The organism is Paucibacter sp. PLA-PC-4 (genome assembly GCF_026241155.1).
Taxonomy (GTDB): domain Bacteria; phylum Pseudomonadota; class Gammaproteobacteria; order Burkholderiales; family Burkholderiaceae_C; genus Roseateles_E.
The window spans coordinates 171,052-194,965 of sequence record NZ_JAPFGP010000010.1; the positions used below are offsets into that span (position 1 = coordinate 171,052).

Annotated in this window: 31 protein-coding genes and 1 pseudogene; 18 read left to right on the forward strand and 14 right to left on the reverse strand. The window is 67.5% G+C overall.

Going from position 1 to position 23,914, the window contains the following annotated elements; genetic code table 11:
• Nucleotides 1-28 precede the first annotated feature (28 nt).
• On the reverse strand, nucleotides 29-715 hold the full coding sequence (locus OOZ63_RS16945) for a TetR/AcrR family transcriptional regulator (protein ID WP_266006823.1): 687 nt from the start codon (nucleotides 713-715) through the stop codon (nucleotides 29-31).
• A gap of 314 nt (nucleotides 716-1,029) precedes the next feature.
• On the opposite strand from OOZ63_RS16945, the gene OOZ63_RS16950 reads away from it, so the two are divergent.
• From OOZ63_RS16950 to OOZ63_RS16960, 3 genes are all read left to right on the forward strand, one after another.
• A complete protein-coding gene (locus OOZ63_RS16950; protein ID WP_137941211.1) occupies nucleotides 1,030-1,587 on the forward strand; it encodes an HNH endonuclease in 558 nt (185 codons plus the stop codon).
• A gap of 88 nt (nucleotides 1,588-1,675) precedes the next feature.
• A complete protein-coding gene (locus OOZ63_RS16955) occupies nucleotides 1,676-2,149 on the forward strand; it encodes a glycine zipper 2TM domain-containing protein (protein WP_266006762.1) in 474 nt (157 codons plus the stop codon).
• Nucleotides 2,150-2,274: 125 nt separating this feature from the next.
• On the forward strand, nucleotides 2,275-2,685 hold the full coding sequence (locus OOZ63_RS16960; RefSeq protein ID WP_266006763.1) for a DoxX family protein: 411 nt from the start codon (nucleotides 2,275-2,277) through the stop codon (nucleotides 2,683-2,685).
• A 14-nt stretch (nucleotides 2,686-2,699) separates the two neighbouring features.
• Here the strand turns inward: OOZ63_RS16960 and OOZ63_RS16965 are convergent, their stop codons facing one another.
• Nucleotides 2,700-3,911 carry an MFS transporter gene (locus OOZ63_RS16965; protein WP_266006764.1) on the reverse strand — a complete coding sequence of 404 codons (1,212 nt, stop codon included), beginning with the start codon at nucleotides 3,909-3,911 and terminating at the stop codon, nucleotides 2,700-2,702.
• Nucleotides 3,912-4,082: 171 nt separating this feature from the next.
• Here OOZ63_RS16965 and ribA point away from each other — a divergent pair, with 171 nt between their 5' ends.
• The 3 genes from ribA (at nucleotide 4,083) to OOZ63_RS16980 (ending at nucleotide 6,551) form a co-directional block, all read left to right on the forward strand.
• A complete protein-coding gene (ribA, locus tag OOZ63_RS16970) occupies nucleotides 4,083-4,682 on the forward strand; it encodes a GTP cyclohydrolase II (protein ID WP_266006765.1) in 600 nt (199 codons plus the stop codon).
• Between the two features lie 229 nt (nucleotides 4,683-4,911).
• The gene (locus OOZ63_RS16975) at nucleotides 4,912-5,997 is read left to right on the forward strand and encodes a porin (RefSeq protein ID WP_266006766.1); all 1,086 of its coding nucleotides are present in this window, start codon (nucleotides 4,912-4,914) and stop codon (nucleotides 5,995-5,997) included.
• 170 nt (nucleotides 5,998-6,167) lie between these two features.
• Entirely contained in the window at nucleotides 6,168-6,551 is a 384-nt protein-coding gene (locus OOZ63_RS16980; RefSeq protein ID WP_266006767.1) for a response regulator, read from the forward strand.
• Here OOZ63_RS16980 and OOZ63_RS16985 read toward each other — a convergent pair.
• The gene (locus tag OOZ63_RS16985) at nucleotides 6,529-7,161 is read right to left on the reverse strand and encodes a response regulator transcription factor (protein WP_266006768.1); all 633 of its coding nucleotides are present in this window, start codon (nucleotides 7,159-7,161) and stop codon (nucleotides 6,529-6,531) included. The genes OOZ63_RS16980 and OOZ63_RS16985 overlap by 23 nt on opposite strands.
• A gap of 54 nt (nucleotides 7,162-7,215) precedes the next feature.
• On the opposite strand from OOZ63_RS16985, the gene OOZ63_RS16990 reads away from it, so the two are divergent.
• The 4 genes from OOZ63_RS16990 (at nucleotide 7,216) to OOZ63_RS17005 (ending at nucleotide 9,874) form a co-directional block, all read left to right on the forward strand.
• Entirely contained in the window at nucleotides 7,216-8,598 is a 1,383-nt protein-coding gene (locus OOZ63_RS16990) for a CHASE3 domain-containing protein (protein WP_266006769.1), read from the forward strand.
• A gap of 119 nt (nucleotides 8,599-8,717) precedes the next feature.
• On the forward strand, nucleotides 8,718-8,882 hold the full coding sequence (locus OOZ63_RS16995; protein ID WP_266006770.1) for a DUF1328 domain-containing protein: 165 nt from the start codon (nucleotides 8,718-8,720) through the stop codon (nucleotides 8,880-8,882).
• 35 nt (nucleotides 8,883-8,917) lie between these two features.
• Entirely contained in the window at nucleotides 8,918-9,364 is a 447-nt protein-coding gene (locus OOZ63_RS17000; protein ID WP_266006771.1) for a BON domain-containing protein, read from the forward strand.
• A gap of 33 nt (nucleotides 9,365-9,397) precedes the next feature.
• Nucleotides 9,398-9,874 (forward strand): hypothetical protein, encoded by a 477-nt coding sequence (locus OOZ63_RS17005; RefSeq protein WP_266006773.1) that lies wholly within the window; start codon nucleotides 9,398-9,400, stop codon nucleotides 9,872-9,874.
• A 14-nt stretch (nucleotides 9,875-9,888) separates the two neighbouring features.
• Here OOZ63_RS17005 and OOZ63_RS17010 read toward each other — a convergent pair whose 3' ends face one another.
• The 4 genes from OOZ63_RS17010 to OOZ63_RS17025 form a co-directional block, all read right to left on the reverse strand.
• The gene (locus OOZ63_RS17010) at nucleotides 9,889-11,844 is read right to left on the reverse strand and encodes an AsmA family protein (protein ID WP_266006774.1); all 1,956 of its coding nucleotides are present in this window, start codon (nucleotides 11,842-11,844) and stop codon (nucleotides 9,889-9,891) included.
• Between the two features lie 90 nt (nucleotides 11,845-11,934).
• Nucleotides 11,935-12,249, reverse strand: coding sequence for a BON domain-containing protein (locus OOZ63_RS17015; protein WP_137941299.1), 315 nt, complete (start codon nucleotides 12,247-12,249; stop codon nucleotides 11,935-11,937).
• Between the two features lie 24 nt (nucleotides 12,250-12,273).
• Complete coding sequence (locus OOZ63_RS17020; protein WP_266006775.1) at nucleotides 12,274-12,426, reverse strand: hypothetical protein; 153 nt, start codon at nucleotides 12,424-12,426, stop codon at nucleotides 12,274-12,276.
• A gap of 51 nt (nucleotides 12,427-12,477) precedes the next feature.
• A complete protein-coding gene (locus OOZ63_RS17025) occupies nucleotides 12,478-12,705 on the reverse strand; it encodes a glycine zipper 2TM domain-containing protein (protein ID WP_266006776.1) in 228 nt (75 codons plus the stop codon).
• A 199-nt stretch (nucleotides 12,706-12,904) separates the two neighbouring features.
• Here OOZ63_RS17025 and OOZ63_RS17030 point away from each other — a divergent pair, with 199 nt between their 5' ends.
• From OOZ63_RS17030 to OOZ63_RS17040, 3 genes are read left to right on the forward strand one after another with little or no spacing between them, the layout of a single operon-like run.
• Nucleotides 12,905-13,588 carry a hypothetical protein gene (locus OOZ63_RS17030; protein WP_266006777.1) on the forward strand — a complete coding sequence of 228 codons (684 nt, stop codon included), beginning with the start codon at nucleotides 12,905-12,907 and terminating at the stop codon, nucleotides 13,586-13,588.
• Nucleotides 13,589-13,599: 11 nt separating this feature from the next.
• The gene (locus OOZ63_RS17035) at nucleotides 13,600-14,274 is read left to right on the forward strand and encodes a winged helix-turn-helix domain-containing protein (protein WP_266006778.1); all 675 of its coding nucleotides are present in this window, start codon (nucleotides 13,600-13,602) and stop codon (nucleotides 14,272-14,274) included.
• Complete coding sequence (locus tag OOZ63_RS17040) at nucleotides 14,271-15,608, forward strand: ATP-binding protein (protein WP_266006779.1); 1,338 nt, start codon at nucleotides 14,271-14,273, stop codon at nucleotides 15,606-15,608. Before OOZ63_RS17035 ends, OOZ63_RS17040 begins: the two co-directional genes overlap by 4 nt.
• Here OOZ63_RS17040 and OOZ63_RS17045 read toward each other — a convergent pair.
• Genes OOZ63_RS17045 through OOZ63_RS17065 form a run of 5 tightly spaced genes read right to left on the reverse strand, consistent with a single transcriptional unit; the run spans nucleotide 15,605 to nucleotide 19,907 of the window.
• Nucleotides 15,605-16,249, reverse strand: coding sequence for a tetratricopeptide repeat protein (locus tag OOZ63_RS17045; protein WP_266006780.1), 645 nt, complete (start codon nucleotides 16,247-16,249; stop codon nucleotides 15,605-15,607). The two genes, OOZ63_RS17040 and OOZ63_RS17045, sit on opposite strands and share 4 nt — an antisense overlap.
• Nucleotides 16,250-16,262: 13 nt before the next feature.
• Complete coding sequence (locus OOZ63_RS17050; RefSeq protein ID WP_266006781.1) at nucleotides 16,263-17,096, reverse strand: SDR family oxidoreductase; 834 nt, start codon at nucleotides 17,094-17,096, stop codon at nucleotides 16,263-16,265.
• Nucleotides 17,093-17,770 carry a TenA family transcriptional regulator gene (locus OOZ63_RS17055; protein WP_266006782.1) on the reverse strand — a complete coding sequence of 226 codons (678 nt, stop codon included), beginning with the start codon at nucleotides 17,768-17,770 and terminating at the stop codon, nucleotides 17,093-17,095. The genes OOZ63_RS17050 and OOZ63_RS17055 overlap by 4 nt, the downstream gene beginning before the upstream one ends.
• A 26-nt stretch (nucleotides 17,771-17,796) precedes the next feature.
• Nucleotides 17,797-19,239, reverse strand: coding sequence for an AMP-binding protein (locus OOZ63_RS17060; RefSeq protein ID WP_266006783.1), 1,443 nt, complete (start codon nucleotides 19,237-19,239; stop codon nucleotides 17,797-17,799).
• Nucleotides 19,236-19,907 carry a thermostable hemolysin gene (locus tag OOZ63_RS17065; RefSeq protein ID WP_266006784.1) on the reverse strand — a complete coding sequence of 224 codons (672 nt, stop codon included), beginning with the start codon at nucleotides 19,905-19,907 and terminating at the stop codon, nucleotides 19,236-19,238. Before OOZ63_RS17065 ends, OOZ63_RS17060 begins: the two co-directional genes overlap by 4 nt.
• 211 nt (nucleotides 19,908-20,118) lie before the next feature.
• Here OOZ63_RS17065 and OOZ63_RS17070 point away from each other — a divergent pair, with 211 nt between their 5' ends.
• Entirely contained in the window at nucleotides 20,119-20,346 is a 228-nt protein-coding gene (locus tag OOZ63_RS17070; protein ID WP_266006785.1) for a hypothetical protein, read from the forward strand.
• 80 nt (nucleotides 20,347-20,426) lie between these two features.
• On the forward strand, nucleotides 20,427-21,263 hold the full coding sequence (locus OOZ63_RS17075; protein ID WP_266006786.1) for a universal stress protein: 837 nt from the start codon (nucleotides 20,427-20,429) through the stop codon (nucleotides 21,261-21,263).
• Nucleotides 21,264-21,275: 12 nt separating this feature from the next.
• Here the strand turns inward: OOZ63_RS17075 and OOZ63_RS17080 are convergent, their stop codons facing one another.
• Nucleotides 21,276-22,019, reverse strand: a complete 744-nt coding sequence (locus OOZ63_RS17080) for a tRNA-uridine aminocarboxypropyltransferase (RefSeq protein ID WP_266006787.1) — start codon at nucleotides 22,017-22,019, stop codon at nucleotides 21,276-21,278.
• Between the two features lie 32 nt (nucleotides 22,020-22,051).
• The gene (locus OOZ63_RS17085; protein ID WP_266006788.1) at nucleotides 22,052-22,339 is read right to left on the reverse strand and encodes a hypothetical protein; all 288 of its coding nucleotides are present in this window, start codon (nucleotides 22,337-22,339) and stop codon (nucleotides 22,052-22,054) included.
• Nucleotides 22,340-22,487: 148 nt separating this feature from the next.
• Here OOZ63_RS17085 and OOZ63_RS29230 point away from each other — a divergent pair.
• The 3 genes and pseudogenes from OOZ63_RS29230 to OOZ63_RS29235 all read left to right on the forward strand — a co-directional run.
• Nucleotides 22,488-22,910: pseudogene (locus tag OOZ63_RS29230) on the forward strand (ATP-binding protein); the annotation flags it as partial.
• Between the two features lie 235 nt (nucleotides 22,911-23,145).
• Nucleotides 23,146-23,682 carry a hypothetical protein gene (locus OOZ63_RS17090; RefSeq protein WP_266006789.1) on the forward strand — a complete coding sequence of 179 codons (537 nt, stop codon included), beginning with the start codon at nucleotides 23,146-23,148 and terminating at the stop codon, nucleotides 23,680-23,682.
• Nucleotides 23,672-23,869, forward strand: a complete 198-nt coding sequence (locus tag OOZ63_RS29235) for a hypothetical protein (protein ID WP_416234743.1) — start codon at nucleotides 23,672-23,674, stop codon at nucleotides 23,867-23,869. The genes OOZ63_RS17090 and OOZ63_RS29235 overlap by 11 nt, the downstream gene beginning before the upstream one ends.
• Nucleotides 23,870-23,914: the final 45 nt, after the last annotated feature.

Here is a 23,914-nt window from a genome sequence, read left to right on the forward strand (position 1 = left end):
CTCGGTTTCGATTCAATTCAGAACGGGTTCAGGTCTGGGGCCGCTTGCCGGTCTTCTTTGCGGCGGCCGCCACGGATTTGCTGCCTGCGGCCTGCAGGCCTTCGGGCGTGGCATAGAAATTCACGATGCGCTCGAAGCCCGCTCCGGCACGCTCCAGCGCGCCGGGCCGGCGCAGAAATCGCGCATCGTGGTGCAGGGACAGGATCAGCCCATGCAATTCAAACAAGATCTGTTCCACATCGGCGTCGGCGCGCAGATGGCCGGCCTGCAGCGCCAGCACGATGGCCTTGTGCAGCGCCGCGTGCCAGGCCTTGACCATGCTGACCAGGGCGTCGCGCACTGGGCCGGGCCGGTCATCGAACTCGACCGCGCCGCTGATGTAGATACAGCCCGAGTCGATTTCCACCGAGACCCGGCGCACCCAGTGCTCGTAGAGCGCGCGCAGCCGGGGAAGGCCGCGCGGCTCGCGGATCGCGGTGAAAAACACCTCTTCCTCGAACTTGGCGTGATATTCCATGACCACCGCGATCTGCAACTCCTCGCGCGAGCCGAAATGGGCGAACACGCCGGACTTGCTCATCTTGGTGACGTCGGCGAGCGCGCCGATCGACAGGCCTTCCAGCCCCATGTGCGAGGCCAGGCCCAGAGCCGCCTCCAGGATGGCGGCGCGGGTCTGCTGGCCTTTTTGCAGTGAGCGCACGCCGCGGCGCGGCATCTCGTCGCCGTCGGTGGGCTTGGGGCTGGGCAGGGCGGACACGGTGCTTGGGGACTCTGTGGAATTCGCTGGAAAGCCGAATAATAAAACGAACGGTCGTTCTATTTTGCAGAAATCGACACAAGGCCGTGCAAGTATTCGTGGCGATTTCTAGAGCCGCCCGCCTAGAAGTTCACGCCAGCCCGCCAGTCTGGGCCGTGCAGATGTCAGGCCGTTGACGCTGTGGCCGCCGGCGCACAGCGCCTGTCTGCGGGGCTTCAGCACTTGAGTCAGTACGCACTCTTGCAGTACGCTGCGAGCAGGAGGTCAATGCTGTGGATGTTCTTCAACTGGATGTCTCCGGCCGGCCGCAAGCCTGGATCACGACCAAGGAGGCCGCCGTGATCTATGCCAGCGACGGCGTGGCCTGGACTCTGGGCAACCCCTGTCATGTGATGCGCGGCGGCCTGCAGCGCCGTACCGGACTGCAGTCGCGCATCGAAGTCCACCCCATCATCGCGGTGCGCGGGGCCGTGCCCAGCCGTGCCTGGCGCTCGGCGCCTGCGCTGTCCAATCCCAAGCTCTTCGTGCGCGACCGCTATGTCTGCGCCTACTGCGGGCATAGCCACCACGCCGACGACCTGACCCGCGAACACATCATCCCGACCTCGCGAGGTGGTCGCGACAGCTGGATGAACTGCATCACCGCCTGCCGCGGATGCAATGGTCGCAAGGGCAGCCGGCTGCCCGAGGAGGCCAATATGAGCCTGCTCTACCTGCCCTATGTGCCCAGCCTGCACGAGGACATGATTCTGCGCGGCCGCCGCATCCTCGCCGACCAGATGGAGTTTTTGCTGGCCAGCGTGCCGCGTTCCAGCCGGCTGCATGCCTGAGTAAAGACTTGTTGCATGGCCGGCGCCCGCCGGTCAACCGCTTCACAATACGGACCGTTGGGTTGTGATCTGCCCCGAGGAGACCGTGATGAAGAAGTTGTTGATTGCCGCCGCTGTCGTGACCCTGGCCGCCTGCTCGACCACCAGCCCCGATGTGGTGCAACGCGGCGATGCCCAGCGCATGTCCCAGGTCCAGGACGGCACGGTACTGTCGGTGCGCCCGGTCACGGTCGACGGCTCGCAAAGCGGTGTCGGTGGCGTCGCTGGTGGCGTAGTCGGCGCGATTGCCGGCTCCAATGTCGGCGGCCGGCGCGAGGGCCAAATCGTCGGCGTGCTTGGCGCTGTGGCCGGCGCGGCACTGGGCAATGCAATCGAGCGCAATGTGACCAAGGAAGAGGCGGTCGAGATCCTGGTGCAGCTGCGCAACGGCGAGCGCCGCGCCATCGTCCAGGCCAAGGGCAATGAAACCCTGAACCCCGGTGAAGCAGTGATCCTGGTCACCACCGGTGGCAAGACCCGGGTGACCCGCGCCCCTGTGATCAGCGGTGCAGCCAAGAGCTGAGGCCCCTGCCGTTCTTGGCGGCCCTTGGCCGCGCCCGCTCCATCCAGCTTGGGTTTGTACAGGGCCGCTGATGGCCAGGCGCAACGTATGCTTGGCGCTCCTATCAAACGCAGGAGATTGGAACAATGCCCGCCACCCTGACATCCGCACTGAGCCTGGCCGGCCGGGTGCTGCTGGCCCTGATCTTTGTGTTGGCCGGTCCCGGCAAGCTGGCCAACCCTGCCGGCACCGCCGCCTATATGGCCAGCTCCGGCCTACCCGCCAATCATCTGCTGGCACTTGCCGTCGGCGCTTTCGAATTGCTGGCCGGCCTGGCCCTGATCATCGGCTTTCAGACGCGCTGGGCCGCGCTAGCGCTTGCCGGCTTCACGCTGGTGGCCAGCTTCATGTTCCATGCCTTCTGGGCTCTGCCCGCCGAGCAGCAGATGATGCAGCAGCTGCTGTTCATGAAAAACATCGCACTGGCCGGCGGGCTGCTGGTGCTGGCCGCGAATGGCGCGGGTGCGCTGAGCCTGGACGCGCGCCGCCGGCACTGATGAGTCTGCGCCCCTCAGTGGGCACGGCGCTGACGACGACCGGCAAACACCCAGGCCACAGCCAGCACGCCCGCGGCACCCAGAGCCATAACCCAGGCCGAGCCGAAGTGCTCGACCGCCAACCCTGCAGCGCTGACCCCAGCCGATTGGCCAAGGAAGAAGCAGGAGGCAAAGGCCGACACCGCCGCGCCTCGCTGCGCCGGCGCCATCTGGGTGGCATTGAGCTGCAAGGTGTTGTGCAGCATGTAAAAGCCCAAGCCCGCCAGCAGGCAGGCCGGTGCCGCCACCCACCAGGCTGGCGTCAGCGCTAGGCTCAGCAGCGCCACAAACAGCAGCCCGCCGCCCCAGCGCGCCAGCCCCACCTCGCCCAGTCCCTTGACCAACCTCGCTGAGCCCAGCGCGAACAAAAACCCGCCCAGGCCGAACAACATCACCAAGGAACCGGCCAAGGACAGCGATAGCCCGAAATGCCCATGCAGATGCGAGGCGATGAAGGCGAAGGGTCCGTAGAGGAACAAGCCCTCCAGAAAAACCGTCAGCAAGATCACGCGTGCCCAGGGCAGGCCCAGAATGTGTGAGAAGTCGTCGACCATGCGGCGCAGCTGCGAGCCGTCGGCCGGCCGCATCTGACGGGCGTGCGCCGGCAGCTGACGGTTGACACGCCATAGCGCCGCGCTGATCAGCACGAATAGCCCCGCCAGCATGAAGAAGGGCGTGCGCCAGCTCAGATGGTCGGCCGCGAAGCCGCCCAGCCAGACACCCGCCGAGAGCCCGACGATCTGGCCGATCAGAAAGCGCGCCAGCACGGGCTGGCGCTGCTCATAGGCCACCACATCGCCGATCCAGGCCATGGACAGCGGGATGATCGCCGCCGCCGTGGCGCCGGCCAGCACTCGGGCGAACAGCAGGCCCGCGAAGCCACCGGCCAGCGCGCACAGCAGCGAAGTGGCGCCGCAGGCCAGCGTGGCCCAAGCGATCACCCGGTACTTGCCATAGCGGTCCCCCAGGGGCCCGAACACCAGCTGGGACAGCCCGTAGGCGATCGAGAACAAGCTGATCACTTGCGCGGCCTGGCCCAGCCCGACCGCGAACTCCTGCGCGAGTCGCGGCAGCAAGGCGTCGTTGACGCGAAGGGCCACGCCGCTGCCGAAGGCGGCCAGCGACAGGCAGACGATAGCGCGGGCGGGAACGGCCGGGAGCGGCGCTGGTTGTTTGGCTTGATTCATGGCAATGCCGCCATTTTTGCCCGGAAGCGAGCGCGGCTCGCCCCATCGTGCGCGCCCCTCGCACGCCTTGCATTCCCGCGCGGCGCTACCATATCTGCCCTGCATGCCGCCCGGGCAGCAGCCCAACAAGACCAGCTCAGCGTGACCCTGCCCTCCGAATCCTCCGCCCCCATGCCCGCCAAGGTGCAGCGCATCTCCAGCGCCCGCCTGCCTACCAAGCATGGCGAATTCGTCGTCCATGTCTACCAGGCAGCCGACCATCCTGATGAGCATGTGGTCATCGTCAAGGGCGATGTAGTGCGGCCCGAGGTGCTGCTGCGCATGCACTCGGAATGCTTCACCGGCGACATCCTGGGCTCCTTGCGCTGCGACTGCGGCGAGCAGCTGGCGCTGGCGCTGCAGCGTATCGAGGCCGAGGGCGGTGTCGTGATCTATCTGCGCGGCCACGAGGGGCGCGGCATAGGCCTGGGCCAGAAGCTGCGCGCCTACGCGCTGCAGGACAAGGGGCTGGACACGGTGGAGGCCAACTTGGCCCTGGGCCTGCCGATCGACAGCCGGCGCTTCGACGCAGCCGCCGACATCCTGCGCGACCTCGGCGTGCAGTCGGTGCGCCTGATGAGCAACAACCCCTTCAAGGTGGCTGCGCTGAACGAGCTGGGCATCGCCGTGATCGCCCGTGAGGGCCATGAGGTCGAGTCCAACGAGGAAAGCGGCCGCTACTTGAAGACCAAGCGCGAGAAGCTCGGCCATCAACTGCACATGCTGCCGTAACAAAACGACGCACAAAGCGGCAAAACGTGCGCACAGCGCGCACCCCGGCCGGATCGACGGATTTCAAGTCCGCGATTAACCCTGATTCCGCAACGCTGCATTCCACGAACCCGCTCTTTTGATCTCGGTCAGTGCCCGGATCTGTTGCTCCATGCAAGGGCGTCGAGGGACACCCAAGCATCGCTGGTCACATCCATCCGGTGGCCTCCCAACATCGAAAGACGAGTTCATGAAGTACAAGACTTTTGCCTTCTCCGCCCTGGCCCTGGCCGCCAGCTCGATGACTTTTGCCCAATCGAGCAGCGGCACAAGCCAGGTCACCCTGTATGGCGTGGTCGATGCCAATGTGCAGGTGCTGGATGGCGCCTCCACGCTGAGCCGCGTGCAGTCCGGCGGCCTGAACAGCTCGCGCTTCGGCATCCGCGGCACGGAAGACCTGGGTGGCGGTCTGCGCGCCTTCTTCACCTTGGAGTCCGGTATCAATCTGGACGACGGCACCACCGGTCAAGGCGCCTTCTGGGGCCGTCAGGCCTTTGTCGGCTTGGCCACACCCTACGGCAAGGTATCGCTGGGCCGTCAATACGGCAGCGTCTACGCGCTGTCCAGCGACTTCAGCCAGTTCTCCAACAACAACACCGGCGCCTCGACCGCGGTGATCGGCGGCTTCGGCGGCTATGAGCCGGTGCGCGGCAGCAACAACACGGCCACCGGCAACGGCGGCCCGGCCCGTGTCAACAACTCGGTCAAGTTCGAGTCGCAGAACTACGACGGCTTCAGCGCCGGTGCCCTGTACGGCGCCGGTGAGGTGGCCGGTGGCACCACCGACAACCGCATCGCCGACATCTACGGCCGCTACACCAAGAACGGCTTCGACGCGATGCTGTCCCTGGTGGACGACAAGGCCGACGTGATCGGCCAGAACATCCGCACCGTCTCAGCCGCAGCCGCCTACGACATGGGCAGCTACCGCTTCAACGGCGGCGTGATGCAGATCAACGACCGCAGCAGCGCCGACCGGGATGGCACCGGCTACTGGCTGGGCGCCAGCTATCGCCTGGGCTCGCACCTGCTCAAGACCCAGTACGTCCAGAGCAAGAACGACGGCAGGCTGGCAGATGGCAAGACCCAAGCCCTTGGCGTCGGCTACCAGTACGACCTGTCCAAGCGCACCGCGCTGTACTCGTCGCTGACCCAGTTCAAGAACGACGGTGTCGGCTACGCCAATCGCGCCGCCGGGTCGCTGTCTTCGGGTCTGACCAGCGCCTCGGACCGCGATCTGACCGAGGTCGTCGCCGGCATCCGCCACAGCTTCTAAGCCACCCGGCTTCTCGGCACAGCCCACCCATGCGGGTGGGCTTTTTCTTGGGCGCGCGTGATTTTGTAGGCGTCGTCCTACTGCGACACCCGACGCGCGCCGGGAGACAAGGCCAGGAGGCTTCAAGATAATCGGGGCATCCCATGCTTGCCTGCCCGCCCCCCGCCGTCATGTCCGCCCTCCGATGTTTTTTGGTCGAAGACAGTCCCACGATCCGGGCCGAGCTGATTGCCACGCTTGAGGAAATGCTGCCGCTGCAGGTGCTGGGCTGGGCCGACAACGAGCACGATGCGCTCGAATGGCTGGGCAAGCCTGAGCACCAATGCGACCTGATCCTGATCGACCTGTTCCTCAAGAGCGGCTCGGGCATGGGTGTGCTGGCCACCGCCGGTAAGCAGGGTGCTGCCGCCAAGCGCGTGGTGCTGAGCAATTACGCCACCGTCGACATCCGACGCCGCTGCCTGGCGATGGGGGCCGACCGCGTGTTCGACAAGTCCAGCGAAATCGACGAGTTGGTCGACTACTGCCGAACTATTGAATCAAGCCATTCTTGAGTGCGTAGTACGTCAGATCGCTGTTCGAGGCCAGCTTCATCTTCTCCATCACCCGGGCCCGATAAGTGCTGACCGTCTTGACGCTCAGGCACATCAGCTCAGCCATCTGGCCGACTGTCTCGCCCTGGGCGAGGCGCAAAAAGACCTGCAGTTCGCGCTCCGACAACTGCTCATGGGCAGGCCTGTCGTGATCGCCGCCCAGGCCGTCGGCCAAAAGCTCGGCCACGGCCGGCGTGATGTACTTGCGGCCGCGCGCCACCGTGCGTATCGCCAGCACGATGTCCTCGGGATCGCATTCCTTGTTCAAATAACCGCTGGCGCCCTGGCGCAGCAAGGTGGTGGCGTAATGGCTTTCGGGGAAACCGCTCAGTATCAGCACCGGCAGCTCGGGCGCGCGCGCCTTGATCGCAGCGAGCGCATCGACGCCCCCATGCTCGGGCATCGACAGATCCATGATGAGCACATCGATCTCGCCGGCGCGCACCAAATCGAGCGCCTCGCGCCCGTTGGCGGCTTCGCCCGTGACGCTGATATCAACCTGCTCGGCCAGATACTGGCGCAAGCCGGCGCGGACAATGGCATGGTCATCAACGATGGCAACACGGATCATGATGGCTGCAACGGCGCGCGTCGTCTTGAGATGAACACAAAGAGAGTTTAGGTCATGCATGCCGATCAATTTGCCTTGCTGGAGCGACTGCAACGCAGCGCCTACGTCTTCCCTCTGGCGGTGCTGGCCGCCGCGCTGATGATCAGCATCAGCGAGGGCAGCTATGTGAAGGCTCGCGGCACGCTGACCGAGCTGACCGAAATGGGCCGCGCGCGGCTGATGATCTACAACATCAAGCTGCGCGCCACCGATGCCGAATCGGCCCAACGTGGCTATCTGCTGACACGCCGGCGCGAGTATCTGGGCCCCTACGAAGAGGCCAACGAGGACCTCAGCCGCGCCATGAAGAGCCTGCGCGCCCACTACCAGCAGCTCGAGGACGAGCAGGCACTGACCCTGCTCGCGCAGCTCGAACAGGCGCTGGGCGCCAAGATGGGCGAGCTGGCCGAGGTGCTGGAGCGCCAGGAGCGCGGCCGCGCCGACAGTGCGCTGGAACTGATACAGGCCGGCATCGGTCGCGACCAGATGGAGCTGATACGCGCGCGGGCCGAGGAATTGATGCACCGCGAGAACCTGCGCGTAGGCGCGGGGCTGCGCGAGGTCGTTAACGCGCTGCTTCAGAACCGCATCGGCGTGGCGGCGATGACCGCGCTGAGCCTGCTGGCTCTGGCCATGTATCTGCGCCAAAGCCGCGCGCTGTCCAGGCAAAGGCTGGCGCTGGCCGAGGCCGTGAAGGCTGAGCGCGACGTGCTGGAGAGCGAAGTCCATCGCCGTACCGAGGAACTGACCCAGCTAGCCACCCATCTGCAGAGCGCCCGCGAGGACGAGCGCAGCCGGCTGGCCCGCGAACTGCACGACGAGCTCGGCGCGTTGCTGACCGCGGCCAAGCTCGACGCCGCTCGCATCAAACCCAAGCTTCCGCCCGAGTTGCAAGAGCGGCTGAGCCATCTGAACGAGGCGCTCAACAGCGGCATCGCGCTGAAGCGCCGCATCATCGAGGACCTGCGCCCCTCCTCGCTGACCCATCTGGGCTTGCTGCCGGCGCTGGAGATCCAGGCCCGCGAGTTCAGCGAAAGGCTGGAGGTGCCGGTGCTGACCGAGCTGGAGGCAGTGCCGCTGTCGCCGCGCGCCGAGCTGACCATTTACCGCCTGGTCCAGGAAGCCTTCACCAATATCGCAAAGTACGCGAACGCCAGCGAGATCCAGGTCAGGCTGCTCAACCGCGACGGCCGTGCGCTGGTCGAGGTGCGCGACAACGGCCAGGGCTTCGACACCAAGCAGCAGACGCTCTCCTCGCACGGCCTGCTGGGCATGCGCTACCGGGTGGCTGCCGAAGGCGGCCAGCTGATGATCAGCTCGGTGCGCGGCCAGGGCACGGTGCTCAGCGCCAGCCTGCCCCTCCCAGCCCCTTCCCCCCCGCCCGCCGCGCCCCTGTAGGCCCACGCCTACAAAAGCGCCCGCTGCCGCCTCACATCCGCACGGGCGCTGCGCTGCTGGGCTGGCGCAGCACGGATTCCTATAGTGAAGCCATCAAATCTTCACTAGGAGTCCCTCTCATGCTGCACTACGCCGTTGTCTTCTTCCTGATCGCCCTGGTGGCCGCTGTTTTCGGCTTCGGTGGCATCGCCGCCGGTGCCGTTGGCATCGCCAAGGTGCTGTTCTTCGTCTTCGTCATCATGGCGTTGGTCACGTTCGTGATCGGCTTGATGCGTCGAGGCTGAACCCGTTCGCTGTCATCACACCCAAGGAGCTACTCATGAAAACCACGACACAACAACTGGCCATTTACTCCGGCGTCAGCCTGTCAGCCCTGGCACTGATCGCCTGCCAACCGAAGTCCGATGAAACAACGGTAGGCCAGAAGGTCGATGGCGCCATCAGCCAAGCCGAGCAAAGCGCCGACCAAGCCAAGGCCAAGGCCGAGGAGATGGCCCGCGATGCCAAGGCCGCCGGCGGCGCTGCGATGGACAAGGTCGAGACCGGCCTGGGCGACGCCGCCATCACCGCCAGCGTCAATGCCGAGCTGGCCAAGGACGCTCAGCTCAGCGCCTTGAAGATTGACGTCGATACGCGCGAAGGCAGGGTCGCACTGAAGGGTACGGCCCCTACGGCTGACGCGCGCGAGCGCGCCACCCAGTTGGCCTCTGCGGTCAAGGGTGTGATCAGCGTGGACAACCAGCTGAGCATCGAGTCGCGTGGCTGAGTGAGCGCGCAATCCCAAAGGGAACCGGCCGCCATGCAAGCCCATGCCGACATCAGCCAAGCCACTCGCCTGGAAGGGCTGAGCCCGGCCATGCAAAGCTATCTGCGCGAACGGGTCAGCGAAGCCGGGGCCGATGCGCCTTGGCTGCTGCCGGCCCAATGGCAGATGCGGCTCTACCAATGCCTGGGCGATGCGGGCAGCGCCCGCGCCCTGTGCCGGGACTTGCTGGACGTGGCCGACACCGCAGCGTCCGACAATGCCGGCCTCGTCGCCGTCTTCGAATGCGCGCCCTGCCAGGACCGTCGTTCCTTCGAGGCCACTTTGGCCACCCATTTGCGCCTGATGCAGCAGTTCGATAGCCGACTGTCGCTGACCCATCTGCGCGGACATGTCGATGAGGCCCGGCTGCAGATCATGTCGCGCAGCGTACGCATGATCGCGCTGCACGCCACCGCGGAGCGCTTGTCGCGCGTTCTGCCCTGCCCTGTCTTGGCCTTCTCACTGTTGTAAGACTGCAAGGCACTTCATAACCGCGGCCGGGCCCGCTCCAGCAGCCGTCGGCAGGCCTGCAACATCTGCTGATCGGCGGCGCTGTTGCCGCTGTCCATCAAGGGCAGCACCGCAGCCAGGGGATTGATCAGGCCCAGCAGCACGGCCGGCACCAGTCGACGCATCAGCGGCTGGGCCTGCAACTGCCACTGAGGATCACCGAGGCTGCCGCTGATCTGCACCGGTGTGCGCAGCGACAGCGGACTGAAATCCTTTGGCGCCACCCGAAGGCGCAGATCCAGCTGCTCGCTGGCCAGCGACAGACGGCCCTCCATCCACAGCGTGGAGTCCTCGGTATCGAGCACCAGCGCGCGCGGCACGACCTGGCCCTCGGACACATCCAGATCGGCCAGCGCGCAATGCAGCGGCAGCGCGCTGTCGCCGCGCAACAGCAGGCCCAGGCCTTGCGCCAGATCGACCCCGGCAGCCTCGACGGCCAGGTGCGAGATCGCGCCCTGCGACAACGTCGCACTCACGCGGCCGCGGGCACTTGCCAGAAATTCCGCGGTCGAGCGCCCCTGGCCGCTGAGCTTCAGCCGGCCGCGCATCTGGCCCGTGATCCAGCCCGGCTGGCCCGGAGCGCGGGTCTGACGTAGCCAATGCGCGAGGTCGACCTCGGCCCAGTTCAGCTCGGTCTGCCACAGTGCCAGCGCGGCGCGCCCGTCCAGGTTGATCAAGCCGCTTAGGCGACCATGCGAGGTGCCGGCCTGCAGATCCCGCAAGCTCAGCACCCCGTCCTGCAGCAGCAGCCGTGCCCGGGCCGGCGCCAGCGTGTCCGCCAGTGCGCTTCCGAGCTCGATGCGTTGCAGATCGATGCTCACATCGGCATCCATCGCACGCAGCGAGGGCAGATCGAATTGTCGCCTGGGCAACACACGATGATCTCCGGCTACGCGGGGGCTGGGCTCGGCCGGCACGCCGATGGCCGGCCCTAGATCGGCCAGCCACAAGCTCTCGCCGCCGAGGCGGCCACTCAGGGCCGGACGCCCGCCCGCGCTCGCCTCCTTCAGCTCGAAGCTGCCGTCCAAGCGGCTGCGACCCAGCCGGGCTTGCACAACCTCGACCTGCCAGCGCTGGCCCTCACGTGCCAGGCGACCCTTGAATCTGAACGCAGCGGTACTGGGCAGGGTCAGGCCCAGCGCATCGCCAATGGCCGACAGCGAAGGCCCGGCGAGCCGGTAGTTTCCGGCCAGGCCTTGCAGGCCCAGCAGCTCGCGCAGCGAGCCCTCGAAGTCCAGCGCCGTCGCGCCTGCGCGCAGCTGCAGGCGCAGCGGCACGGCGCTATCGCCAGCATTGATCCAGGGAAGCGGCGAGGCCGTATCCAGCCAGGCTTGCAGGGGGCGCCCCAGATACTCGCCATGGGCAGTAGCAAAGAGGCCACCATCGCGGCCGTCCCTATCGGCAAGCGCAAAGTCGATCACTGCGCTGAGTCGGCGCGGCAGGTCATTCAGCACGATTCGGCCGCCGCCAAGACGTAACGCTTCGAACTGAAGCAAGGCGGCGCCCTCCCCGGATTGCGGCCCGGTCTGCATCGCCCAGCTGGCACGCCCCTGAGGGTCGCGCCACAGATCGAGATCGGCCGAACGGGCCTGCAGCGAACGCACGCGCAGGCTACCGCTGCCGCGCCAGTCCCACAGGTCAAAGTAGCGCAAACGCAACTCCACCGCTTGGGCGCGCAGTGTCGGCGTCTGCGACCGCCAGGCCGGGCCGCCAATCAGCAGCTGGTCGGCCCGCAGACGCAGGCCGCCAAGCAGGCGCAGCTGCAGCACGCCCTCACCCTCAGTGGCCGACGCGAAACGGACTTCACGGCCCAGGCGCTGCGAGAGCGTCTGGGCCAGCGGAGCGGCCAGCCAGGGCCAGCCCAGGCTCTCGCCGATGGCAAAGCCGCCCAGACACAGGGCCAGACCGATCACAGTCAGGCGCAGCTTCATCTAAGTCCGATCGGAAGATGGTGCGTGCTAAAAAAAAGCCACCCGGCGCGTTTTCGCGACGGGTGGCCGAGGCTGCGGTCCCTTGGGGGCTCAGGAGCGCACAGACAACTCGTTCTTGACCTGCTTGACGCCGCTGACGCCGCGCGCCAACGACTCGGCCATCGCACGCTCGTTCTGGCTCTTCGCAAAGCCAGACAGCATCACAGTGCCATTGAGCGTCTCGACGCTGATCGCAGCCGCGTCGACCTGCTTGCTCTCGACAAACTTCGCCTTCACCGCCGTCGTGATGGCCGAGTCATCGATGTAGGCGCCCACCGTGGACTGGCCACGACTGACGGCGCAGCCCTGCAGGGCCACCAGGGACAGCGCAGTTGCCAATGAAATAACGATTGCACGAGTAGACATGATCATGAGAGATCTCCTTAAGTTTTATTGCTGAACCGGCGGCTGGGTGACAGCCTCGGTCGTGTCGTACAGAAACGGAAACGCCACTTCGTAGCCGAGTTCGAGAGCGGCCGCATCGACCGGCTCGAGCGGTGCCTGCGGGGCCCACAGGGCTTGAGGGAAATCACTGAAACTCATCCGATCCTCCTGTTGCGGTGGGCCTTGCAGCGGCCTTGGACTGGCCAAGCCTTACTTCTTCTTGCTCAACTCGTTGCCGATGGCACCGCCGACTACCGCGCCGCCGACGGTGCCCACGGTGCTGCCGCCAGTCGCAGCCGCACCGACCACACCGCCGACCACCGCACCGACCGCGGTATTGGCCTCGCGCTTGCTCATCCCGGCACAGGCGCTGAGGCTGAGCGCCAGCGTGGCGATTGCCAGAGTGGAGATAAGGCCGTGTCTATTGATTTTGTTCATGCTTGACTCCTATGAGGGATGTCGGCAGTGTGCGCGGCGCAGTCGTCGGCAAGAATCAGCCAAGCTCGCGAAGCCCTGTCAGACAGCACCGACACGTCACATGCCGCCCTCGCCTGCAAGCACCCATCTCGGCACGATGCAGGGAAAACCCGCAAAATCACGGGCAAACCACAACCGGCCGGTACCCCCCAAGCCATCAATGGACAGACTCACCGCTCCCTCCGCCACACCACAAGCCAGCCTGCCGGGCTCCAGATGGCTGACCCTGCCCGCCCCGCTGCTGGCCGCCCTGTTGGCCGTGCTGCTGTGGCTGAGCTTGGCACCGGCCCAGGTCATGCATGTGATGCGTGAGGGCGGCCCGATCGAGGGCATGACCGAGATCCTCTACTTCGTGCTGGCTGCCGTGCTGTGGCTGAGTCCACGTGCGGCGGGCGAGTGGCGCACAACATTGACGCTGTCAGTGATGCTGGCGGCGGCCGGCGCGCGCGAGATGGACCTGCACAAGTACTGGACCGGCACCAGCGTGCTCAAGGTCAGCTTCTATCTGCGCGACGCGCCGCTGCATCAGAAGATCGTCGCCTTCGTGATCCTGGCGCTGATCGCTGCGGCCGCCATCCACCTACTGCGCCAGCATGGCAAGGTGCTGTGGCAGCGCCTGAAGGCGCGCGAGCCGGTCGCCTGCAGCATTGCGCTGTTCTTCATCACGATGGCCATCAGCAAGGTGCTGGACCGCTCGATCAACGTGCTGGCCGAGGACTTCGGCATCGCCAGCTCGGCCTCGGTGCTTGCCCTGGTGTCGGCGCTGGAAGAGACGGTGGAGTTGGCCCTGCCGGTGATGGCCGGCCTGGCACGCTGGCAGTATCTGCGGCTCAGAAACGCTTAGCATCGCCATCCATGCGCCTCCTCGTTGTTGAAGATGATGCCCAGCTGGGCGATGCGCTGGCCTGTGGCCTGCGCCAGCTGGGCCATGCGGTCGACTGGTTCCAGGACGGCGCCAGCGCCGGCGCCGCGCTGGCCGGCGCGCCCTATGACGCGATGGTGCTGGACCTGGGCCTGCCCGGCGGCGATGGCATGCAGTGGCTGGCGCGCTGGCGCGCCAGTGGGCTGGTGTTGCCGGTGCTGATACTGACGGCGCGCGACGCGGTCGAGCAACGCATTGCCGGGCTGGATGCCGGCGCCGACGACTATTTGGTCAAGCCGATCACGATAGACGAGCTGGCCGCGCGGCTGCGTGCGATGCTGCGGCGCTCCGCCGGCCGGGCCCAATCGGTCTGGCAGCACGGTGCGCTGGCCTATGACCCGGCCACCAAGCAAGTGCGCTGGCGCGGCCAGCCAGTGGAGCTGACCGGGCGCGAGATGGCGCTGCTGGAGGTCTTGATGGCCCATCCGCAGCGCGTGCTCAGCAAAGAACATCTGAAAGACAAGCTCTACGACTGGAGCGGCGGCGAGCCCGAGGGCAACGCGCTGGAGGTACATATCCACCATCTGCGTCGCAAGATCGACCCGGCCATCGTGCGCACGGTGCGCGGCGTCGGTTATGCGCTTGGCCCTGCCGAGGAGATCCCATGAGCTTGCAGCGGCGGCTGCTTCTCTACCTGCTGATGTGTGCGCCGCTGGTCTGGGGCGTGGCGCTGTTCATCTCGGTGGATCGGGCCCGGCATGAAGTGAACGAGCTCTTCGACACCGAGATGATACGGCTGGCCCGCCAGGTCCAGGCCACGCTGAGTTCGACCCAGCAGGGCGAGCGGGTGCCCACCGCACCAGCACAAGGCGCGGCAGATGCCGGTGAGGCGGACGTGCGCGATCTGGCCATCGCCGTCTGGGACTCCGCCGGCCAGTTGCTGCTGTCCGACCGCGAGGGCGTGCAGCTGCCGCGCCGTGCCGAGGCGGCGGGTTTTGTCGACCTGACGCTGGAGGCCGAGCCCTGGCGGGTCTACTACCTGCAATCGGCCGGAGGCCAATGGCTGGTGGCGGCCGGGCAGAAAGCCTACGAACGCGACGAGCTGGTATTCGATCTGACCGCCAGCCAGCTCGGGCCATGGCTGCTGGTGCTGCCGGTGCTGCTGCTGGCGATGGCCTGGGCGGTGCGCCGGGCGCTGGCCCCGGTGCACCAACTCACCGCCGAGCTCCAAGGCCGCGGCCCGAATGATTTGCAACCAGTGCCGCAAAGCCATGCGCCGGCCGAGCTCAAGCCGCTGGTGGGGGCGATGAACGGCCTGTTCGAACGCATCGACACGATGCTGGCGCGCGAGCGCCGCTTCACCGCCGATGCGGCCCATGAGCTGCGCACGCCGCTGGCGGTGCTGCGTGCGCAATGGGATGTCGTGCGGCGCTCGGCCAGTGTCGAGGAGCGCGCCGGCGCCGAGGCCAAGCTGGGCGCCGGGCTGGAGCGCATGGACCGCCTGGTCACGCAGATGCTGGCGCTCTCGCGCCTGGAGGCCAGCGCCGGGCTGGGCCACAGCAGCGAGCTACGCTGGACAGCCATCGTCGAGCAGGTGATCAGCGACTGCCTGCCACTGGCCGAGCGCCGGCGCATCGAGCTGGCCTGCGACTGGCCGGCACCGGGCGAGCATGCGCTGCCCTTGCTGGGCGACGAGCAGCTGATGATGGTGCTGCTGCGCAATCTGCTGGACAACGCCGTGCGCTACGCGCCCCCGGGCACCACGGCCACGCTGCGCTTCGAGCCCGGGCGGCTGAGCGTCGAGAATGCAGGCGAACCGCTGACGGCAGAACAGCTGGCGCGCCTGGGCGAGCGCTTTCACCGCAGCGAGGGTCAGGCGGAAAGCGGCAGCGGCCTGGGCCTGTCCATCGCCCAGCGCATCGCCGCGTTGCACCGGCTGAAGCTCGAGTTCGGCGCTGGCGCCGCTGGGCGCGGCTTCCGGGCCGTGCTGAGCCGGGCTTAGCGGGACTTGGTCTTCTCGAGCAAGGCCCGCACCTCCTCGCGCCGGCCGGTGTCGGCGATCTGGCGGCCGGGCCTGGCCGGCGCCTGCAGAGCGCGTTCCAGATAGGCCTGCGCCTCGGCCGGCTGCTTGGTCTCGATCAGGTATTCGGCATAAAAGAAGTTCGGGTCTATGCCCTTGGGGTTCAGCGCCAGCGCCTTTTGCAGCAGCTCGCGCGCCTTGGCCTTGTCGCCAAAGGCGATCGGCCAGCCAGGCACCTTGTAGTACAGCACGCCCAGGCTGTTATAGGCCGAGCCCTCCAGCGCACTGCCGTCGATCTGGATCGCCGATTCATACAGCGCCTTGGCCTGCTTGACCAGGCCCAGCGCGCCGAGGCCGCCCTTCTCGCCTGCCCAGGAGCTGACGACGATACCCTCCCAGACCAGCGGCTCGCTGCGGCCGGCAAAACTCTCGCTGAGCTTGTGAGCCTTGGCGGCCAGGGCCTCGAAGCGCTTCTCGCGCTCGGCCGCGGGGGTCTGGTAGCGGATCACCTCCCAGTCATGCTGGATCTCGGTGACGGCGTCGTCGACACCGGCGGCCTGGGCCCCCAGCGCACCGAAGAGGGCAAAGGCAAGCAGCGTGTTCAGGTGCAAAGAAGTCTTCATGGATTTGTCCTTGTCAGCAAGCGAGAGTCGCGGGGGCGCCGTCCGCGGAAGGTTGCAGGGGCGGCAGGCTGCGGCGGTGTTTGGTGAAGGCGCCGTCCAGCACGGGGCCGGCCAGGCCGTTGAGCCGCACCGCCAGGGATTCGGGAAAGCCGATGAAGCGCTCGGCGCCCTCGCTCTGCAGCAGGCGCAGCAAGGCATGGGCGACCCGCTCGGGTGCGTCCATCGCGGTGCCGGTGGCGCGGTTATAGGCTTGCACGCCGGCGTTGTTGAACTCGGTGCGGGTGCTGCGCGGGCCCAGGTACTGCACCCGCACCCGGCTGTCGCCCAGCTCGCGGCGCAACGCCTCAGCAAAGCCGCGCAGGCCGAACTTACTGGCGCTGTAAGCACTGAAACCCGGCAGGCCCAGCCCGCCCAGCGCTGAGCCGATGCAGATGATTTGCGCGCGCCGCTGGCAGCGCAGGTGCGGCAGCAGGGCCTGGCTCAGCAGCATCGGTGCGAGCAAATTGAGGTCCAGCAACTGTCGTATCGCGGCGGGCTCCAAGGTCTCGAGCCGGCCGAAGCTGGGCGCGCCGGCACCATGGACAAGCACATTGCAACCCCAATCGGCCGCGACCTCGGCCAGCGGCCGCAGACGCTCGGCCTGGGCCAGATCGGTGGCCACCCAGCGCAGCCGCGCAGGCTCGACGCCATGGCGCTGACCCAGCTCATGGACCTGGGCGGCCAGCTTGGCCGGCGAGCGGCCCACCAGCAACAGCGAGGCGCCGGCCTGCAGCAGGCTGTCGGCCACCGCGCGGCCGATACCGCCGCTGGCCCCGGTCAGCAGCACACGGGCTTGAGCGGCCTTCATGCCAGGACCTCGGCGGCTTGCGACTTGGGCAGCGGCAGGCTGCGAAACACATCGCCGTAAAGACGAAAGAACACGCGCGCCGCATGGACGATGTCGGCCTGGTCACGCGGGTCCTCGATCTGCGCCATCAACAGCTCAAAGTGCTGGATGTGCTCCTTGTCCAGCGTGCCGTGCGAGCGCAGATAGCTAAAGGCGGCATCGGGCAGGCCCAGCGGCTTCTGGATCTGGTCGGCCGCCATCAGAGCCAGCGAGACACTGGTGCCCTCCAGCACCAGCACCATGCCGAAAAAACCCAGCGGATTGACACGGGCGATAGTGTCGTAGGCATAGGCCACCATCAGCTCGGTGGCCGCGCCGGGCTTGCCGTGGCGCACCGCCTCGGCGTCACCGCCGCAGGCTCTGATGTCGTTGAGTATCCATTCATCATGGCCCTGCTCTTCCTCGATGTACTCGTCCAGCGGCCCTTCCAGCCAGCGGTTGCGCTCGGGCAGCGCGGCCTTGCAGGCGTGCAGCAGCGCCACCGTGTGGCGCACATGGTGGTAGGCCTCGGTCAGGAAGGCGATGTAGCTGGGCAGCGAGACCTCGCCGCGCAGGCAACCCTGAATGATGGGCGTGCCGAGCAGGGCCTGCCGGGCATCGGAAGTCTGGGCCAGCAGCTGGGTATGGAAAGACATCGGTGACAACTCCTTGAAGCGATGGATCAGGCAGGACAGGCCAGCGCGTCGGCATGGCGGTCCCAGATGGCGGGGCGTTGCGGGCGTCCGTTGGCGGTGGCCAGGCCGGTCTCGGGGCCGAAGGCGGCGCGGGCTCGTACCCAGGACTGGATGCGGGCGTAGTCGGGCAGCTGGGTGTTGGCGGCATCGACGGCGGCCTGCAGCTCAGCATCGTCGGCACGGGGCTGCGACGGCCACAGCACCGCGCTGAGCGCGGGCTGGCCATCGCCGAAGACCACCGCCTGGGCGATGGCCGGCTCGCCACGCAGCGCGGTCTCCACCCACTCGGGTGAAATATTGCGGCCAAACGCGGTGATCAGCAGGTGTTTCTTACGGCCGCTGATGTGAACAAAGCCATCGGCGTCGATACGGCCCAGGTCGCCGCTGGGCCACCACTGGGGCACCGGCGTCGGGTCGCGCAGATAGCCAGCGAACAGGCTGCCTGCCACCTCGATTTCCCCGTCCGCCGCGACGCGCAGCCGCGCATGCGGCAACGGCCGGCCGGCGCTGCCGGGACAATCGGCACCGGGCAGGTTCAGGGTCTGCACCGAGGCCGCTTCCGACAGGCCGTAGCCCTCGTGCGCCGGAATACCCAGCTCGCGGGCGTCGGCCAGAAGCCGTGTGCCGACCGCCGCACCGCCGACAGCCACCAGCTTCAGCGAGGTCGGCGCGCACTGGCCGCTTTGCAACAGATAGACCGCCCAGGCGCGCAGCATCTGCGGCAGCAGGATCAAGCTATCGGGCCGCTGCGCGACGACTGCGGCATGAAAGCGCGCCGCATCGAAGCTCGATGATCCTGTCAGCCCCAGCTCAGCCAGCGGCAGCACGACGCAGGTCGCCCCGCGCCGCAGCGGCGCCATCAGGCCGGCGATGTTCTCCAGCAGCACCGCAAAGGGCAGCGCGCAGAGATGGCGACGGATATCCAGCGGCGCCATCGCCTGCACCAGACCGGCCGCGACGCGCTGTAGCGCGGCGCCATCAAGGCAGACGCCCTTGGGCGCACCGGTGCTGCCGGAGGTGAAGGTGATCTTGGCCGTGCCGGCCGGCAGCTCCAGCGGCGCTCCAGGCAAGCGCAGGCAGACCAGGGCCTGACCGGCCAGCTCACAGGGATGGGCCGGTGCTTGCGGCCAGCGTGCAGCCAGCTCGCCAGGCGCCAGCAGCGTATCGACCGCGGCCGCCTGCAGCGCATGGCCCAGCTGCTCGGGCGTGAAGAACAGCGGCAGCGGCACATGGACCACCTCGGCCAGCGCTGCGGCCAGATCAGCAATGACCCAAGCCGGCGAGTTGTCCATCAAGGTGGCCAGCACGCGCGTGCCCTCGCCCTGCAGTCGACGCGCCAGGCCACGGGCTGCGCTCTCCAGCGCTTCGCGGGTCCAGGTCTGTCGCCCGTCCTCCACCGCGGCACCATGCCCCAGCAGCAGCCCGCTCATGAGGTCTCCTTCGCTGCACGTCCTTCCCGACGACGGGCCAGCTGCTGCAGCGCCTGCGGAAGATGGCCGGCCAGCACGACCGGGCGGTGCTCGTAGTAGCGGCCCCAAAGCCGCGCCTCGTCGGGGTTCAGCACGGCCGGGTCGGCCAGTCCCAGAGCCAGTGGCGTGACGCCGATGCGCAGGAACAGATGGCGCAGCTCGGTGGTCAGTGTGCTGACCACCCACTCGAAACCCTGCTCGGCCAGGTGCGGCCCCATCAGCATGATCAGGCGCCGGCCCTCACCGGAGCGAGCCGCAGCCAGATGGCCGACCTCGACGATGCGCCCACGTGCCGGCGTCGCCGCGCCGGCCTGGCGGGCCAGCATCTGCTCGATGGGCGCGGCCAGGTAGCGCTCCAGGAACAGCGTCTCGCTGGCGGGCCGGTAGCCGGCGGCCGCGACGATGTTTTCGCCGCTCTCGTCGCACAGGCTCAGCAACAGCGGCGCGAACTGCTGCAGCGTCGCGCCGAAGCGCTGGGCATAGATGGCGGCGATGAAGGCCTCGACCGCCTCGCGGCCCGGCTCGCCCGGGCGATGCAGTCGCAGACGCGGGCTTGCTGGCAGGGGCGCCGCATCCGACGTTCGGGCCAGGCAGGACGGGGGCGGGAAACAACAGGCGGCGCTCAGCAAGGTCACTCCTTTGCAAACCCGCCAGGAGCGGCAGGTCGGTATGGGAGTGGATGCTCGGGGCTGGCGATTAAGCGTGCATTAAGCGCTACGGACCGCGCTGCGGGCCGCTCAGGTAGGACAAGGGCTACAGCCGCAGGCGGGGCTGTCCGCTTCGCGGCGACGGCTGCGCGGACGATGCTCACCCCTGTTCACGGCAAACCTGGAGACGCCCATGACACAGACCGCCCTCATCACCGGCAAGGTCGAGTACCGCGAAGGCGACGGCCCCAGCATCGTGATACGCAAGGGACCCATCGAAGTCCAGACCACCCGAGCCGACGCCACGCTGAGCTGGGTCGATGGCGAGACCCACGGCTCGGCTGCAATACCGCTGGGCGATTTCAAGCGCTTCGTTGCCAAGGGCCTGATCAAGATTGGCGATGAGATTCCGCCTGCTTGATTGATCTGGCGCAAGACCCGCACTGCCTCAGTACCTAGACTGGGCTGCACCGGCACCATCCATCGCACGGAGCCCCCCCGATGAGCTATCGCAGCCTTCTCGTCCACCTGGATCAGACCCCGCAGTGTTCCGAGCGCAGCCGGCAGGCGATCGCGCTGGCGCAGCGCATGCAATGCCATCTGGTCGGCTTGGCGCCAACCGGCCTGCTGAACTTTCCGGCCGTTCCCGAGGCTAGCGGGGCGCTCGCCGAGTTCAACTCCATGGCCTGGGAAATGCTGCAGGAGCAGGCCGGGCAGGCTGCCGAGCGTTTTCGTGCCGGCTGTGCCGTCGCTGGCATGCGCTCCTGCGAAGTGATTGTTGACGCTGCGGATACCGCATCCTCGCTGGTACGCCATGCCCACTGCTCGGATCTGCTGCTGATGAGCCAGCCCGACCCCGACAAGCCCGGCCACTCGCAGGCACGCGCCGTGCTCGAACAGGTCCTTTTGCACAGCGCCCGCCCCACCCTGCTCCTGCCCTATGCAGCCAGCTTCCACACCCTGGGCCAACGCGCACTGGTGGCCTGGGATGACAGCCGCGAGGCCGCACGCGCCCTCAACGATGCCCTGCCGCTGCTGCGTCAGGCGCAAAGCGTGCAGTTGCTGAGCTGGCGTGAGGGCCTGGAGGACGAAGACCTGCGGCCGCGACTGGCGGCGCTGCAGCAATGGCTGGCGTGGCAGGGTGTGGCCGCAGAGGCCCGCGAGGAACGCAGCGAGATCGGCGTGGCCGAGGCCCTGCTCTCACGCGCGGCCGATCAGGACGCCGACTTGATCGTTATGGGTGCCTACGGTCACTCGCGCTGGACCGAGTTGGTGCTGGGCGGGGCCACGCGCGGGCTGCTGGACGCGATGACGGTGCCGGTGCTGATGTCTCACTGAGACCTGCGGCCCTCAGCGCGGGGGTGCGGCCAACCCGCGCAGCCGCAGATGGGCCTGGTCCTGCGGATCTGGTGGCACGCTCTGCCGGGCACTCAGGTAGCGGGCGCTGAATACCTCCAGATAGGCTTCCAGCGTCTGCGCGGCGTGCACGTCCCCTGCCAGGGCCAGGCACAGCGCGGCCACTTCAGAAGTGCAGAAATGATGATCGTGGCTGGAGCGGCGCAAGCGATAGCGCGACAGCTGATCGGGCTTCAGGCTCAGCACCGGCAAGCGGTCCAGGTAGGGGCTTTTGCGGAAGATCTTGCGCGCCTCGGACCAGGTGCCGTCCAGCAGCACGAACAGCGGGCGTCGCCCGTCGCGCAGCGGCGGCGCCAGCTCGCTGACCACCCGCTCGGGCGCGGCCACGAACTCGCCGGGGAACACCACATAGGGCTGCCACTGCGGATCGGCCAGCAAGGCCGGCAGCGCCGGGTCGACCGCGACGCGGGACCAGGTGAACGCGTGGGTCTGCTCCAGCACATCGGCCACCAGCCAGCCGGTGTTGCTGGGCTTGAGCGGCTCGAACTCGGCCATGACCAGGCACACGGCCGCGCGCGGTGGCGCCGCCAGTTGCGGCCGCAGCGCACACATGCAGTGGCTGGGAGCCAGGCGGCAGCGCGCGCAGCGTTCCTTGCGGGGTATGCCGCGATCAAGGTGGGGGCGGGTACTGCTGTGCGCCAGGCAGGCGGCACGCAAGCGGGAGACGGCATGGGGCATCCGGGCAGTCTACGGGCTACCGGCGCCTGGCCTCAATCGCTCCAGCTGAGCATGGGGCCGAGCTGGCGCTGCGCCATGAAGACCGCTTCGCGCAGCGACAGCGCGGCGCCGCCGTTGTGCCACTCGGCATGGGGCAGATCGAAGAGCACGTAGTAGCAGTCGGCGACGCGGTCGCGCGCGAGTTCGGGCGGGTCATCATCATCGCCGCTGCCCAACAACAGGTGGTGGTGCACGATGCGGACATGGCAGGCACTGACCCCGCCATGAAACCACAGGCCCTGCTTGACGCAGGGCAGGCGCTCAAGATCCTTGTTGTCCATGCCTTGGGCCTCCGTTGAGGGCCGCAGTGCAGCCCTTGGGCTACGAAATTCTGCCGACAGGCCCCGTCAAAAGCGGGTACACGGCTGGTTTTTTACACCCGCCCTGCCTATGTTTTGCAGCCCTACTACAAAGCGTACCAAGGCCCGAATGACCCTGTCGAGCTATGCCACCGACTTGCTCGAACGCGAGCAGGCGCTGCTGTGCCTGCAGCGCCTGCATCAGCGCGCCAGTGCGGGCCAGGGCGGCATCCTGCTGCTGACCGGCGAAGCCGGCCTGGGCAAGTCCAGCGTGCTGCGGCGCTGGGCACGCGAGCTCGATGCCGGCAGCCAACTCTGGTGGGGCGGCTGCGGCGATCTGTTCTCCCCGCGCCCCATGGGACCGCTGCGGGACATGGCCCTGAGGCTGGGCAGCCAGGCCCAACCCTTGCTCGATCTGATGGACACAGGTGCCTCGGCGGGGCGCTTATTCGGCTGGCTGCAGGAGCGCCTAAGTCGTTCGCCGCGCCCCTGTATGCTGGTCTTCGGGGACGTGCACTGGGCCGACGAGGGCACGCTGGACCTGCTCAGATTCCTAGGGCGCCGACTGGTCGCCTGGCCCTGCGCGATGGTGCTCAGCTGCAGCGCCGAGGAGGTCATGCCCCCATCCACTGTGCCAGGAGCTGGCCGACCTGCCCGGGGCCAGCCTGCAACGCCTGGCGCTGCAACCGCTGTCGGGCGCAGCCGTCGCGGCGCTGGCAGCGCGTGCCGGCCGGCCTTGCGACGGCCTGCACGAGGCCACCGGCGGCAATCCCTTCTATGTCACCGAAGTGCTGGGCAGCGGCCTGGCCGACGCCGGGCAGGATGTGCCCAGCTCGGTCCGCGACGCCGTGCGCGCGTGCTTGAGCCGGCTGGAGGCCGACGAGCGCGAACTGCTCGACCGGCTGAGCCAGTTGCCCGGCGAGGTGCCAACCTGGCTGATGCAAGCCTGGCTGCCGGTAGCGCTGTCGGCAGCGCAGGACCCCTGTCAGGCACGCGGCCTGCTGGTGCCCAGTGACACGGGCCTGAACCTCCGACATGCACTGGCCCGCCGGGCCACGGCCGAGGCGGTGCCGGCGGCACGGCGCCGGGCCTTGCATGCCGAGTTGCTTCTGTTGCTGTCCCGGCCACCGGCCGGCAGCCGGGCGGTGGCGCTGTCGCAGCGGCAGCACCATGTCTGCCAGGTCGCCAACGCGGCCCAGGTCCGAGCAGGCCTGAGAGGCACTGGAGAGCAGCTACCACCTGGAGTTATTGGGCATCCCGTAACAGGTCCACGAACGCGAGCTCGAAGACCGATAGATCAGGAGACTGCGCGACTTGATCCTTGAACTGGGTACGGGTTTTTGCTTCATTGGCAGGCAGCGCCGAGTCCCACTCGGGCGCAACGAGTACTGCATCAACCGGCTCTCCTACCACTGCTTCTCAATGGCACTCCTGGCCCAAAGCAGGTATGCGGCCCGTCCAGCCCCATCGGCTCGACGTTGCTGGTGGATATCTTGCCGAAACTTAGTTTGACTAGGGTGGGAAGGGCGGCAAATTGCCGCCCTTAGCCGTTCTTTG

Excerpts from the sequence above, each read along its gene's own strand:
- OOZ63_RS16945 (WP_266006823.1), bottom strand. The coding sequence starts at position 715 with ATGCCGCGCCGCGGCGTGCGCTCACTGCAAAAAGGCCAGCAGACCCGC.
- OOZ63_RS16955 (WP_266006762.1), top strand. The coding sequence starts at position 1,676 with ATGAAGAAGTTGTTGATTGCCGCCGCTGTCGTGACCCTGGCCGCCTGC.
- OOZ63_RS16960 (WP_266006763.1), top strand. The coding sequence starts at position 2,275 with ATGCCCGCCACCCTGACATCCGCACTGAGCCTGGCCGGCCGGGTGCTG.
- OOZ63_RS16965 (WP_266006764.1), bottom strand. The coding sequence starts at position 3,911 with ATGAATCAAGCCAAACAACCAGCGCCGCTCCCGGCCGTTCCCGCCCGC.
- ribA (WP_266006765.1), top strand. The coding sequence starts at position 4,083 with ATGCCCGCCAAGGTGCAGCGCATCTCCAGCGCCCGCCTGCCTACCAAG.
- OOZ63_RS16975 (WP_266006766.1), top strand. The coding sequence starts at position 4,912 with ATGAAGTACAAGACTTTTGCCTTCTCCGCCCTGGCCCTGGCCGCCAGC.
- OOZ63_RS16980 (WP_266006767.1), top strand. The coding sequence starts at position 6,168 with ATGTCCGCCCTCCGATGTTTTTTGGTCGAAGACAGTCCCACGATCCGG.
- OOZ63_RS16985 (WP_266006768.1), bottom strand. The coding sequence starts at position 7,161 with ATGATCCGTGTTGCCATCGTTGATGACCATGCCATTGTCCGCGCCGGC.
- OOZ63_RS16990 (WP_266006769.1), top strand. The coding sequence starts at position 7,216 with ATGCATGCCGATCAATTTGCCTTGCTGGAGCGACTGCAACGCAGCGCC.
- OOZ63_RS16995 (WP_266006770.1), top strand. The coding sequence starts at position 8,718 with ATGCTGCACTACGCCGTTGTCTTCTTCCTGATCGCCCTGGTGGCCGCT.
- OOZ63_RS17000 (WP_266006771.1), top strand. The coding sequence starts at position 8,918 with ATGAAAACCACGACACAACAACTGGCCATTTACTCCGGCGTCAGCCTG.
- OOZ63_RS17005 (WP_266006773.1), top strand. The coding sequence starts at position 9,398 with ATGCAAGCCCATGCCGACATCAGCCAAGCCACTCGCCTGGAAGGGCTG.
- OOZ63_RS17010 (WP_266006774.1), bottom strand. The coding sequence starts at position 11,844 with ATGAAGCTGCGCCTGACTGTGATCGGTCTGGCCCTGTGTCTGGGCGGC.
- OOZ63_RS17015 (WP_137941299.1), bottom strand. The coding sequence starts at position 12,249 with ATGTCTACTCGTGCAATCGTTATTTCATTGGCAACTGCGCTGTCCCTG.
- OOZ63_RS17020 (WP_266006775.1), bottom strand. The coding sequence starts at position 12,426 with ATGAGTTTCAGTGATTTCCCTCAAGCCCTGTGGGCCCCGCAGGCACCG.
- OOZ63_RS17025 (WP_266006776.1), bottom strand. The coding sequence starts at position 12,705 with ATGAACAAAATCAATAGACACGGCCTTATCTCCACTCTGGCAATCGCC.
- OOZ63_RS17030 (WP_266006777.1), top strand. The coding sequence starts at position 12,905 with ATGGACAGACTCACCGCTCCCTCCGCCACACCACAAGCCAGCCTGCCG.
- OOZ63_RS17035 (WP_266006778.1), top strand. The coding sequence starts at position 13,600 with ATGCGCCTCCTCGTTGTTGAAGATGATGCCCAGCTGGGCGATGCGCTG.
- OOZ63_RS17040 (WP_266006779.1), top strand. The coding sequence starts at position 14,271 with ATGAGCTTGCAGCGGCGGCTGCTTCTCTACCTGCTGATGTGTGCGCCG.
- OOZ63_RS17045 (WP_266006780.1), bottom strand. The coding sequence starts at position 16,249 with ATGAAGACTTCTTTGCACCTGAACACGCTGCTTGCCTTTGCCCTCTTC.
- OOZ63_RS17050 (WP_266006781.1), bottom strand. The coding sequence starts at position 17,096 with ATGAAGGCCGCTCAAGCCCGTGTGCTGCTGACCGGGGCCAGCGGCGGT.
- OOZ63_RS17055 (WP_266006782.1), bottom strand. The coding sequence starts at position 17,770 with ATGTCTTTCCATACCCAGCTGCTGGCCCAGACTTCCGATGCCCGGCAG.
- OOZ63_RS17060 (WP_266006783.1), bottom strand. The coding sequence starts at position 19,239 with ATGAGCGGGCTGCTGCTGGGGCATGGTGCCGCGGTGGAGGACGGGCGA.
- OOZ63_RS17070 (WP_266006785.1), top strand. The coding sequence starts at position 20,119 with ATGACACAGACCGCCCTCATCACCGGCAAGGTCGAGTACCGCGAAGGC.
- OOZ63_RS17075 (WP_266006786.1), top strand. The coding sequence starts at position 20,427 with ATGAGCTATCGCAGCCTTCTCGTCCACCTGGATCAGACCCCGCAGTGT.
- OOZ63_RS17080 (WP_266006787.1), bottom strand. The coding sequence starts at position 22,019 with ATGCCCCATGCCGTCTCCCGCTTGCGTGCCGCCTGCCTGGCGCACAGC.
- OOZ63_RS17085 (WP_266006788.1), bottom strand. The coding sequence starts at position 22,339 with ATGGACAACAAGGATCTTGAGCGCCTGCCCTGCGTCAAGCAGGGCCTG.